Source organism: Aeromonas sp. QDB34 (genome assembly GCF_027705405.1).
Classification (GTDB): Bacteria; Pseudomonadota; Gammaproteobacteria; order Enterobacterales; family Aeromonadaceae; genus Aeromonas; species Aeromonas hydrophila.
This window is the reverse complement of record NZ_JAPDBT010000006.1, coordinates 154,009-165,724: the sequence shown is the minus strand read 5'-3', so window position 1 is coordinate 165,724 and position 11,716 is coordinate 154,009. Positions and strand designations below refer to the sequence as shown.

Genomic DNA, 11,716 nt, shown 5'->3' with positions numbered 1-11,716 from the left:
GTTTGCTAGTGTAAATATTACTCAAGCTTTCATATAGGGCTCATATATGTCTTCCAAGATCATTCTTGCCGACGATCACCCGCTGATACTTACCGGGATCCGCAGCCTTATTGCACAACACCAAGCTGGTTGCGAAATTGTTGCTGAGGCACATCAAGTTTCCGAATTATTCAAAACATTACAGCAACATCACTGCGATCTTTTAATAACTGACTTCAGTATGCCGGGTGACTCACGTAGCGATGGCTTGGCCATGATCCAGAGTTTAAAAAGGAATTACCCACAGCTATCCATTATCGTACTGACACAAATACAAAATGCCGGAATACTGCAAAGTTTGCTGCAACTTGGCGTCAGCGGGATACTGCTTAAAAAAGCCGTCATCAGTGAACTATCTGATGCGATCCGCCATGTCTTATCTGGTCAAAAATATCTTGGTCATTCTGTAAAGTTGTTATTGGCAGAAAGCGGTATGCCTGACACAACTCAACCGCTGCAGCTGACACCAAAAGAGAATGAAGTGGTACGTCTACTGGCCAGCGGTATGTCCGTCTCTCAGGTTGCGGAGTACTTGAATCGCAGCATCAAGACCATCAGCACCCAGAAAAAGAGCGCCATGCAGCGGCTCGGCCTGCACAGCGACAGCGCTCTGTTTCAATATGCCAAAGAAAAAGGGTTGATTTAACCCTTTTTCCGACACTTGAATGGATTAAAGTACTGCATCATAAATAATAGTGACATTTCCTTTATAAAGGCTTCCAGGATACTTCAACATGTCACTGAGTGTAATTTTATCGACTTTAAAAATCAGACTCTGCGGCTCAGCAACAAAATGCCCACCATTAGCTTCCAGAGCAAATCTAGTTGGGGTGATAAACTTGAGAGGATGCATTTCTTTCAGCCTGTCGACATAGTACACATACAGTTTCGCTTTATGACCAGTTTGTTGGTTGTGTAACATACAGTTGACGCCATCACTAAAGCCACAATTTAACCAGACACTATAAGCAGAGCTTGCCCATAATCGATATGGAAGCTCTGCCATCAAATATGGAGGCTGGCGTACTCTGCCACTATGCACCCATTCAAGCCACCCACCTGGAGGTTGTAACGCAACCTTATTCGAACCGGAAGGAAACTCGACCTTTATCTGATGCTTTACCTTAACAGTAAAATAAATGGTGAGCTGGCCGTCATTGTAGGTACCACCACCAAAGTCAAAGTCTTTATACTCCCCAACAGAGAAAATCAGCTTGCCAGTGTATGTACCATTGGGCATCTTCAGCGGATCTGCAGATTTAAGTTTATAGCCTATGTACACTGATGACACAGTTACCGTTCGACTTAAAAAACGCTCATCACTATAACATACCCCTCCTGATTGCTGCTTTGATTCTTTGATCCTGCTGTATGTGAAATTAGCGTAGAAGTTGGCCGAGAACAAATTATTAATGCAGTCGCCTTTTTCTGTAACCTTGGTAAAACTATTATCTAGCAGCCGATGCGAACCTATATCCGTCAGTATGAATTTAAAAGAAAAGGCCTCCCTCCCCCCCGATCTGGTCAATACCACATCCCTAGCTGCGGGGAATGCCAGATAATGAATGCCATACCTTTTATCATCATTTATTTTTACTTCACGCTGAATCGATGGGCGAATCTCAACCGCTTGTGGAGTGTCTACGGTTTGTGCGGTAGTACACCAGCTCACCAGAGATTGAGTACAGGGTGTCGTATTGATGAATTTGGCACCACTGGCTTCATACACTGCTGGATTATACTCAGCAGTAATATTGATATACGCTGCATTAACCATTCCGGTGAGAAGAGATAATACAATTCCTCCCAAAACATGCTGCACACCCGCTCTCATCATTTTTTCCTGCCACCCATCATTGATGTACCCAATTAACAGCACTGCATGTCAAGTCACCCAGCAACAACATCTCCTGCTGTCGTTCCACGCGATTCATATCCAACGCCAGGTTGCACCGCTGTGCTCCTTGGTACTCCACCTGCAGCTGTGGGTTGTGTTCGCTCATCTCGACAGCAAAGAAGCCATCAACTTCACTGACCGTGCGCCCCGCATGATTGAGCACCATGGCCCCTTTCAGCGGAGTGCCCTCTTCATCCAACAGACGACCTATTACAGTCACCGTCTTCATGACCCTGACTTTGTAGTAGGCCACCCCCCCCTTGTTGAGGTGATAGGGCAGCACGTTGGGTCGGATGTTCATCGATGGAGCATCGTGCCCGGCTAGATCCAGTTGCACCGCACTGCTGCGGTAGGCGGTAACGGGGACAAGATTGCGACCCGGTTTAAGCGGCACGTATCGCCCCTGTTCATCATCAGCCCGCAGGGTCAGCTCAGGCATATCAGACTCCACATCGACGATCATCCCTGCTTCATACCCTTGCGGTTGCCCAGTCATTGCGATACTCCCGTCGTCACCCAACGCCATGGTGCTATCCAGATTGAGCCCACCGCTGACAACCTGGTTATAGGAAGAGGATTGCAAGTGGACATCACCACTCAGTTGCTCCCCTTCAAAGCGGGCATATCCAGCCGTCCCAACCCCGTAGCTATCGGACGTCAAACTGGCGCCGACACTTTGCAACGCCCCCCATTCCAGCAACTGCTGATAACTGAGGGAGCCATTGCGTTCCTGCCCACCGGAGCGGGATGTCCGGCTGCCGACACCGATGGCCAGCAGGCTGCGCTCACCCCCCAGGTTCATGCTCAGGGAAAGCATGCCGCCCCGATCACGGGCATAGGCAGTGCTGATGCTGCCTGGTCGGTCAAACACCGTCAGGCTCCAGCTCATGTTCTGGCTGAACAAATCGCCGTTATAACGCCATCCGAGGTCAGCACCGGTCCCGTAGCCTGGTTGATGCGACACATAAAGGTTGGCAGAGTGGCTGTCACTGAGGCGCTGCTGCAGCGAGAGTGTGCTTTGGGCCGTATTGCTGTCAGACGCCTCGCTCTGACTCAAATATTGCCGCTGATGGCCAACGACCAGACTGCCGGAACCATAGTGATGGAGCAGTTGCAGATCGAAGCCATGTCCTATCCCTTGGGTGGTCATCAGGTTGCCAAGCAGTCGCCACTGCTCAGTCAGGCCCCAATCCGCTGACAGACCGTTTTGCCAACGTTCATCGATATATTGGCTGGATGCGCCGACGATGACGGAAGGTGCCAGCAGATGATTGACCATGACCCCGCTGCTCAAGCTGCTGATGTCACTCTCATCCCAATTGCTGAGCAAGCGGGTCTGCTGACCGGCAAACAGGTTAAACCGCCAAGTCTCGTCCGGATTCTGCCAATTCATCGGCTTGTAGATCGTCTCACGTCGCCGCTCGGTGACTTGACCATCTTCCAATACCCGTAACTCAACTTCGTAGATACCGGCTGGCAGCACTCGGGTATCCAGCGCCTGTAACCCGGCGATCACTTGCTGCGAATTGATGAGCTGTCCATCCCGGTATATTTCAACCATACCGGGACGGCTCGGCGTCACGTAAATAGGAGTCGCGCTAGCCTGCCCTTGCTCAATCAACAAGGTATCGGAATCACCCAGCATCACCCCCAGCACGGTAGGGGTACGTCCACCAAACAGTGCCGGCTGACGAACCAATCCCTGGGCATAAGGCGAGAAATACCCCAATCGATAGAAACGACCAGCCCCCTCATGCTCGGCATAGAGTTGCTGGATATGGTGCAGCGTCCCCTGACCGTCACCAGATTGACTTAACTCGCCCTCCAGCAATGGACTCCACTCGCCCGTACTGCCCTGCGCCGTCAAGTTGTAGCGACCACTACGCTGTTCGCCTTCTCCTTGGCTGAGGTTCAACTGATGGCGCAGCAAGGCGCCGTAACTGCCCCCCTCGGGCAGGGAATGGTAGCGGGTCGACAGTCGTCCCTTCTCCACGTTGGCGGTCAAGACGGATAGCTGGGAGTTTTCCAGGCTGTATTCCAGCGCCAGAACACCGTCCTCGCATTTTTGCTGACAAGGCCCCAGTTGATGGGGACTGGATAAAATCTGGCTCCAGTGTTGGCGATCTCGCTCGCTCAACTCGGACTCGTAGCTGTCCGTCAATGTCAATAATTGCACGCTGGTATCTTTGCCCAGCACAATCTCGCCTTCCCCAAGCTGCTGCCCATCCAACAGAATGCGCACCGCCAGCGGAACACCGAAGAAGTGATCGGCAAAGCCATCAGGCAAGCTCTCCGCTTGCTGAAAAAGATCAAGAGGCTGTGACCGCCGCTCTCCATTGGCCCAGGCCGGCCAGCACAACACCACCAGGACTAACAGGAACGGATAATACGGCACGGTTCATCTCACTCTTCTCGACGCAGACAAAAAGGCTCCCTGCCATTAGGGAGCCCGAAGCGGATGACTTAGCCGCCCATGGGTGCTTCAGATTCAAAAATCATGTTCACTACACCCTGGTAATTACCTGGCTTGTAACCAGTGACGGGGGCATCGGCGGGGATGACCTCCAGCTCGAGCAGCTTGCCGGTCTTGGCATCGTCAGCCTTGATCACTTCAACAGACGTCGTGGACAAGGCGACACCGCCAAGCTTGACGCTCAGTGCGATGTTGTCGCTGCCGCTGGCCATCACGGCCGGGTTGGTCAGATAACCGGTGATGGCGCCGATCGTGCTCTTGGCTTCCATCTGCTTGCTCAGCTTGTCCAGCTTCTTGGTGTAAGCGTTATAGGCCAGCTTCTGCGGGGTGCTAATCCAGTTGTCACCACCGGTCGGCTGCACATAGAACGCCTCGGTCGGGATCTGGGCGGTCACGGTGACCTGATGCTCGACACGTTCGGCAGCCATCAGATTGGCTGACATCAGCATGGCCAAGGGCGCTGCTATCCATACTTTCATTGCTCTCTCCTTTTTTGAAATATGAAACATCAGTGACCTATCACCATGTTTCTACTCTTGTCGCCCTCTATCAGCACAAATCGATATAGGCGATCGCTCTTCTTCATCAACTGCTTCTGCATATTTGGCAACAGATGAATCTTGGTCGGACTGGAACAATTCTTTTTCCGTCCATCACACTCCTCAAAAAAATCCAGCATGAGTGTTGTGTTGCCTTTATTGATAATGGTGGTCATCTTCTCATCTTCGATAATTTGAGTGTCGGAGTGACTTTGTCTAGGCATCACGAACAGAATTGAACCAAACCCGGTCAATATATTTACACCAGCAGATACCTGTTCCCGCTCTTCCTGGATAGTCGCAGCATCAATATCAAAACCATCCTCGGCCTTGGGCAGGACAGGTATAAAACGTACCCTGAAGTAGCGCTCTTTATCGCGCTCTCCCATAAACAGAAAACGGCTTGCCTGCACTCCATTGGCAGGAATAATGAGCCTGGAGGGGCTAGCAACCAGCGCCCTGTTACCTTCTGTCAGCTCAGGAGACTCCTTTGGCTGGCCTTCACTGTCATAGGTGATTTCGTGGATCGCCACCTTTACAAAGGCTGTTGCATCGCCTTGATTACGAACCCGTTTCAAATAAGTGCTCTGCTGGCCAGACATATAATCATATAGAGTGCCGATACTGATTTCTGCCGATGCAGAAGCATTGCCGCTGAACAGCAAAAACAAGATTAAATATACTTTTCTCATTACTACCCCAGGCGTTTACCTATACGGACAGGATGAATAAAGCCATCAACATGGCGAGAGGTGTTGAGGTTATTTAAAAAATCATTCCACCGTATATTTCCAGGGCCAGTCTATGACGCAAACGAGTCAGCGTTAATCGGAATAGTCCTATATTGCAGGCATTAATTAACGTCAATTATCAGATGATTCCTACAGGCTTTTCCGATCTCTTCTGCTGTATTATCCGCAACCCTATCCGTCAACAGGTGAGTGCCGTGTTTGCATTTCAAGAAGAGTACCCAATAAGTGACATGGCAAGCATCGCGGTGGCCGATCTTGCCGTGCCCTTTTATCAGCCGATCATCGGTCGGGATCATCAGGTCAAGGGTTATGAGGTGCTGGCCAGACGCTGGGAGCCGGCCCAGCAGAGCTATCAGGGCATCGACTTTGCCTCTCTCAGTGAGGAGCAATCCCTCCATCTGGACATCGTCATGCTGCGGGCCATCATGCGGGATCTGCCGACCCTGGCAAAAGGCGGACCCTATTTTCTTTCCATCAATCTCAACCCGACCCTGAACAGCCCCACCTATCAGAACCTGTTGCTGCTGGTGCTGATGCAGGCGCGCAAGCTGGGGATCGAGGTCTGGTTCGAGGTGCTGGAACAGGCGCCGCTGCTACGGCAGCACAGGGCGCTGATCGAGGTACTGCGCAGCCACGGTGCCCATATCGCCTGCGATGACTTCGGCACCCTGGAGTGCAACTTCCAGCGCATGCTGGCGCTGCCCTACGAGGTCATCAAGCTGGATCGCTCCTTGCTGCTGCAAGCCAGCAAGACACCCCATGCCCTGCGCATGCTGACCGGTCTGGTGGAGTACCTGCAACGGCTCGGCATGAAGGTGGTGTGCGAAGGGGTCGAGACCCTGCAGCACATCGAAATAGCCAACCGGCTCGGTTGCGACTATCAGCAAGGCTACGCCTACGCCATGCCCTCCCCCCTCTCTCGCTGGGCCTGAACTGCCCCTTTTTTGGCCGCCGACTCGCGCCGGGGACGTTCCCCTGCCAAATTGCATGATGCGGTGAGGGCGAGTACAATCTCGCACCCCGTTTATCCGGTGCATGCTGCTGCAGCCCGGATATGCCGTTATCGGGTCGCGCCGAGCGAGTATCCACTCCCGGTGCAGCTCAACCCATACGGCGCCATCAGGTGGCGCCGTCCTGATTTGCAATCAGATACGAAGAGTCCGCCATGTTTAAACCAGAATTGCTCTCCCCCGCAGGTTCCCTCAAGAACATGCGTTACGCCTACGCCTATGGCGCCGATGCCGTCTATGCCGGTCAGCCCCGTTACAGCCTGCGGGTGCGCAACAACGAATTCGATCACGAGAACCTGCAGCTCGGCATCAACGAAGCTCATGCCCTCGGCAAACAGTTCTACGTGGTGGCCAACATCCAGCCCCACAACTCCAAGCTCAAGACCTTCATCCGCGACATGCGTCCGGTGGTGGAGATGAAGCCGGATGCGCTGATCATGTCCGACCCCGGTCTCATCATGATGATGCGCGAAGCCTTCCCTGACATGCCTATTCACCTGTCGGTGCAGGCCAACGCGGTCAACTGGGCCACGGTGAAATTCTGGCATCAGATGGGCCTGACCCGGGTCATCCTCTCCCGCGAACTGTCGCTGGACGAGATCGAGGAGATCCGCATGCAGGTGCCGGAGATGGAGCTGGAAGTGTTCGTCCACGGGGCGCTGTGCATGGCCTACTCCGGCCGCTGCCTGCTCTCCGGCTACATCAACAAGCGCGACCCCAACCAGGGCACCTGTACCAACTCCTGCCGCTGGGAGTACAAGGTGCACGAAGGCAAGGAAGATGACGTGGGCCAGATCGTCCACCGTCAGGAGCCCATTGCCATCCGCCCGGACAACACCCTGGGCCTGGGCAAACCGACCGATGCACTGGTGCTGCTGGAAGAGTCCAACCGCCCGGGCGAGTACATGAGCGCGTTCGAAGACGAACACGGCACCTACATCATGAACTCCAAGGATCTGCGCGCGGTCGAGCACGTCGAGCGACTGACCAAGATGGGTGTGCACTCGCTGAAAATCGAAGGCCGCACCAAGTCCTTCTACTACTGCGCCCGCACCGCCCAGGTCTATCGCAAGGCCATCGATGATGCGGTAGCCGGCCGGCCGTTTGATCGCAGCCTGATGGGCACCCTCGAGAATCTGGCCCACCGCGGCTATACCGAGGGCTTCCTGCGTCGTCACAACCACAGCGAATACCAGAACTACGACTACGGCTACTCCGTCTCCGACACCCAGCAGTTCGTCGGCGAGATCACCGGTCGCAACGGTGACATGGTGGAAGTCGAGGTGAAAAACAAGTTCCTGGTGGGCAACAGCCTGGAACTGATGACCCCGCAGGGCAACCTCAGCTTCAATCTGGAGCAGATGCAGAACCGCAAGGGCGAGCTCATCGACACCGCGCCGGGCAACGGCCACGTGGTCTATGTGCCGGTGCCGAAGGAAGTGGACGTTGACTACGGCATCCTGCTGCGCAACCTCGGTGAGCGCCAGGATACCCGTCAGCCGCACTCGGCCGCCTGAGATGGCACTGCTCATCACCGACAAGTGCATCAACTGTGACATGTGCGATCCCGAGTGTCCGAACCAGGCCATTAGCCTGGGTGAGGAGATCTACGAGATCGACCCCAGTCGTTGCACCGAGTGCGTCGGTCACTATGAGAAGCCGACCTGCATCAGCGTCTGCCCCATCGACTGCATCATCTGGGATCCCGCTCACGTGGAGACCGAAGATCAGCTGATGGAAAAGTTCGTACGGATGCACCGGCAGTAACATCGGCATCAGCGTCTGCTTTACATGGACTGCATCATCTGGGATCCCGCTCACGTGGAGACCGAAGATCAGCTGATGGAGAAATTTGTACGGATGCACCGGCAGTAACTTCGGTAACCCGCAGGTCGCTGACGACACATAAAAAAAGCCCCGCATGCGGGGCTTTTTGACTTTTGGCACTCACGGTACCTAGACGTATTCCATAAAGACGCGGGAGGTGAGCTTGGTGATGAGCTCGTAAGGAATGGTGCCGATCTGGTCGGCTACCCGCTCTACCGGTAGCCCTTCCCCCCACAGCACCGCCTCGTCGCCGGCCTTGTCGGTGGCGCCGGGGCCCAAGTCCACCGTGGTCATGTCCATGGAGACCCTACCCACCAGCGGCACGATGCGGCCGTTGACCAGCACCGGCGTGCCGTTGGGGGCCATGCGTGGATAGCCGTCGCCATAGCCGATGGCAATCACCCCGAGCCGGGTATCGCGATCCGACACCCAGTTGGCCCCATAGCCCACCGGCTCGCCCGCCTTGTGATCCCGCACTGCAATCAGTTGTGTCTTGAGGGTCATCACCGGCTGCAGGTCGTAATCGGCCGCCACCGTATTGGGGAAAGGGGAGACGCCGTAGAGGATGACGCCGGGGCGCACCCAGTCGCAGTGGGAATCCGGCCAGGCCAGGATGCCCGCCGAGTTGGCCATGGCCCGCTCGCCCAACAGCTGTGCGGTCAACTTGCTGAACAAGTCGATCTGCTCGCGGGTGGTGGGCTGCTCCAGCTCATCGGAGCGGCTGAAGTGGGTCATGATGTTGAACGGTTGAACCACGTTCTTGCACCTGGCGAGCCGCTCGATAAAGGCAGGCATCTCGTCGGCCCGCACGCCGAGGCGGTGCATGCCGGTGTCGAGCTTGAGCCAGGCCACCACAGGGGCAGGCAGATCAGCCTGTTCCAGCGCCTCGAGCTGCTCCCAGGTGTGCACCGCGGTCTGCAGGTTGTTGGCCGCCAGCACCGGCAGGTCGGCCGCGCTGAAGAAGCCCTCCAGCAGCACGATGGGCTTGACCACGGCGCAGGAGCGCAGCATCAGCGCCTCTTCGATGCGGGCCACTGCGTAGGCATCCGCATCCACCAGGGTGCGGGCGACCGGCAGCAGCCCATGGCCATAGGCGTTGGCCTTGACCACGGCAATAATCTTGCATTGGGGGGCGTGGCGTTTCACCACGGCGAGGTTGTGGCGCAGGGCCGCGGTATTGATTTGGGCGATAGCCGCTTTCATCTGTTTTCCCTTACGAGGGCATGATAACGCGCGAACGCGCCAGGCACCGGGGGGTGTCAGCCCTTAATTGTCATCGTCTAAGGCCGGACCGGCAGAATTGTCGAACCGGGAAAACTGTTTCTGGATACCGGGAGCAGGCTCCCGGCTTACTTAATAGTCATCATCAAACGCCGGACCCGCGTAGTTGTCAAAGCGCGAGAACTGGCCCTGGAAAGTGAGGCGCACCCGCCCGATGGGACCGTTACGCTGCTTGCCGATGATGATCTCGGCGATCCCCTTGTCCGGGCTGTCGTCGTGATAGACCTCGTCGCGGTAGATGAACATGATCAAGTCCGCATCCTGCTCGATGGAGCCCGATTCCCGCAGATCCGAGTTGACCGGGCGCTTGTCAGCCCGCTGTTCCAGGCTTCGGTTGAGCTGGGAGAGCGCCACCACCGGGCACTGCAACTCTTTTGCCAGCGCCTTGAGGGAGCGGGAGATTTCACCGATTTCCAGAGTACGGTTGTCAGACAGCGCCGGCACCCGCATCAGTTGCAGGTAGTCCACCATGATCATGCTGATGCCGCCGTTGTCCCGCGCCACCCGACGGGCACGGGAGCGCACTTCGGTCGGGGTCAGGCCGGAGGAGTCGTCGATGTACATCTTCCCCTTCTCCAGCAGCAGCCCCATGGTGGAGGAGAGCCGCGCCCAGTCCTCGTCGTCGAGCTGACCGGTCCGCACCTTGGTCTGGTCGATACGCCCCACCGAGGCGAGCATACGCATGATGATCTGCTCGGAGGGCATCTCGAGGGAGAAGATCAGCACCGGCTTGTCGGCGGTGAGGGCCGCGTGCTCGCACAGGTTCATGGCAAACGTCGTCTTGCCCATGGAGGGACGGGCCGCGACGATCACCAGATCCGAGCGCTGCAGGCCGGCGGTCATCTTGTCGAGATCACCGTAACCGCTCGATACCCCGGTCACGCCGTTGTGGGGCGTCTTGAACAGCTCTTCAATCTTGTCGACGGTCTGTTCGAGAATGAGCTTCAAGGGCTGAGGGCCCTCGTTGGCGCTGGTGCGCTGCTCGGCGATCTGGAACACCTTGCTCTCGGCCAGGTCCAGCAGATCATTGGAGGTGCGCCCCTGCGGCTCGTAGCCCGCTTCGACTATCTCGTTGGCGACCGAGATCATCTCCCGCACGACCGCCCGCTCACGCACGATCTCGGCGTAGGCACTGATGTTGGCGGCACTCGGGGTGTTCTTGGCGATCTCCACCAGATAGGCGAAGCCACCGGCCTCTTCCAGCTGTTCGGAGCGCTCCAGCTCCTCCTGCAAGGTGATGAGATCGATGGGGTTGCCCGCATTGGAGAGGCGGGTCATGGCCTGGAAGATCAGCCTATGCGGGCGGCTGTAGAAATCCTTGTCGATCACCCGCTCGGCGACCCGATCCCAGGCCTCGTTGTCCAGCATCAGGCCGCCCAGTACGGACTGTTCGGCCTCAAAAGAGTGGGGAGGTACTTTCAGCTGTTGTGTCTTGGCGTCTTTTTTCGCCGTCACTTGCTCTGCCATACACATAAAAACCGCAGCGGGAAGGGGACGGGAATTTTACAAAAGAAACCCCGTCATCGCGAGTGCAAATGCACGCTATTCACTTCTGTCAGCCACAACCGCCCTCCTGATGGTTGTTGACGCCGCCTGTCGATGAAATCCGTCTCGCATTCATACCATCATGAAGGGCCAGACCAGGGTCTGATCCTGCGGTTTGGCTCTCGCCTTGTTGCGCAGTTTGCGCTCCTTGCGGCTTGGTCGTCGACTTTTCATGGCCTGTCTCCTCGCAACGCCCCCGATCGGGGCAATCTGTTCATGAATAATTCATGCCAATCATGTTAATCATAGTCGCAAGCTGCAATACAACGAGGGACAGGCAGCCTGCCATGCGCCTCGCTGAGCTTGCCAAAGCAGAGCATGCCCCACCCACTGATGAGAGTGAAAAGAGTCAA

General features: G+C 55.9%; 10 protein-coding genes. 4 read left to right on the top strand and 6 right to left on the bottom strand.

Annotated features, from left to right (window positions below; translation table 11 throughout):
• The first annotated feature begins 46 nt into the window (after positions 1-46).
• On the top strand, positions 47-685 hold the full coding sequence (locus OKC29_RS10930; RefSeq protein WP_045790493.1) for a response regulator: 639 nt from the start codon (positions 47-49) through the stop codon (positions 683-685).
• A 24-nt stretch (positions 686-709) separates the two neighbouring features.
• On the opposite strand, the gene OKC29_RS10925 is transcribed toward OKC29_RS10930, so the two are convergent.
• From OKC29_RS10925 to OKC29_RS10910, 4 genes are all read right to left on the bottom strand, one after another.
• On the bottom strand, positions 710-1,873 hold the full coding sequence (locus tag OKC29_RS10925) for a hypothetical protein (RefSeq protein WP_073349097.1): 1,164 nt from the start codon (positions 1,871-1,873) through the stop codon (positions 710-712).
• Between the two features lie 19 nt (positions 1,874-1,892).
• The gene (locus OKC29_RS10920; RefSeq protein ID WP_073349095.1) at positions 1,893-4,331 is read right to left on the bottom strand and encodes a fimbrial biogenesis outer membrane usher protein; all 2,439 of its coding nucleotides are present in this window, start codon (positions 4,329-4,331) and stop codon (positions 1,893-1,895) included.
• Between the two features lie 68 nt (positions 4,332-4,399).
• Positions 4,400-4,888 (bottom strand): CS1 type fimbrial major subunit, encoded by a 489-nt coding sequence (locus OKC29_RS10915; protein WP_049047762.1) that lies wholly within the window; start codon positions 4,886-4,888, stop codon positions 4,400-4,402.
• Positions 4,889-4,917: 29 nt separating this feature from the next.
• Positions 4,918-5,640: a hypothetical protein gene (locus OKC29_RS10910; RefSeq protein ID WP_073349093.1), complete on the bottom strand. Its 723-nt coding sequence runs from the start codon at positions 5,638-5,640 to the stop codon at positions 4,918-4,920.
• A 254-nt stretch (positions 5,641-5,894) separates the two neighbouring features.
• On the opposite strand from OKC29_RS10910, the gene OKC29_RS10905 reads away from it, so the two are divergent.
• From OKC29_RS10905 to OKC29_RS10895, 3 genes are all read left to right on the top strand, one after another.
• On the top strand, positions 5,895-6,632 hold the full coding sequence (locus OKC29_RS10905; protein WP_044799335.1) for an EAL domain-containing protein: 738 nt from the start codon (positions 5,895-5,897) through the stop codon (positions 6,630-6,632).
• Positions 6,633-6,865: 233 nt separating this feature from the next.
• Entirely contained in the window at positions 6,866-8,227 is a 1,362-nt protein-coding gene (trhP, locus tag OKC29_RS10900; RefSeq protein ID WP_017408769.1) for a prephenate-dependent tRNA uridine(34) hydroxylase TrhP, read from the top strand.
• A 1-nt stretch (position 8,228) separates the two neighbouring features.
• Positions 8,229-8,477, top strand: a complete 249-nt coding sequence (locus OKC29_RS10895; protein WP_005334896.1) for a YfhL family 4Fe-4S dicluster ferredoxin — start codon at positions 8,229-8,231, stop codon at positions 8,475-8,477.
• A 189-nt stretch (positions 8,478-8,666) separates the two neighbouring features.
• Here the strand turns inward: OKC29_RS10895 and alr are convergent, their stop codons facing one another.
• Both alr and dnaB read right to left on the bottom strand, forming a co-directional pair.
• Entirely contained in the window at positions 8,667-9,740 is a 1,074-nt protein-coding gene (gene alr, locus OKC29_RS10885) for an alanine racemase (RefSeq protein ID WP_270669273.1), read from the bottom strand.
• A 150-nt stretch (positions 9,741-9,890) separates the two neighbouring features.
• A complete protein-coding gene (gene dnaB, locus OKC29_RS10880; RefSeq protein WP_073349089.1) occupies positions 9,891-11,285 on the bottom strand; it encodes a replicative DNA helicase in 1,395 nt (464 codons plus the stop codon).
• Positions 11,286-11,716 lie beyond the last annotated feature (431 nt).

Bases quoted from the DNA above. Each gene is read 5' to 3' on its own strand.
- OKC29_RS10930 (WP_045790493.1), top strand. From the start codon at position 47: ATGTCTTCCAAGATCATTCTTGCCGACGATCACCCGCTGATACTTACC.
- OKC29_RS10925 (WP_073349097.1), bottom strand. From the start codon at position 1,873: ATGAGAGCGGGTGTGCAGCATGTTTTGGGAGGAATTGTATTATCTCTT.
- OKC29_RS10915 (WP_049047762.1), bottom strand. From the start codon at position 4,888: ATGAAAGTATGGATAGCAGCGCCCTTGGCCATGCTGATGTCAGCCAAT.
- OKC29_RS10910 (WP_073349093.1), bottom strand. From the start codon at position 5,640: ATGAGAAAAGTATATTTAATCTTGTTTTTGCTGTTCAGCGGCAATGCT.
- trhP (WP_017408769.1), top strand. From the start codon at position 6,866: ATGTTTAAACCAGAATTGCTCTCCCCCGCAGGTTCCCTCAAGAACATG.
- OKC29_RS10895 (WP_005334896.1), top strand. From the start codon at position 8,229: ATGGCACTGCTCATCACCGACAAGTGCATCAACTGTGACATGTGCGAT.
- alr (WP_270669273.1), bottom strand. From the start codon at position 9,740: ATGAAAGCGGCTATCGCCCAAATCAATACCGCGGCCCTGCGCCACAAC.
- dnaB (WP_073349089.1), bottom strand. From the start codon at position 11,285: ATGGCAGAGCAAGTGACGGCGAAAAAAGACGCCAAGACACAACAGCTG.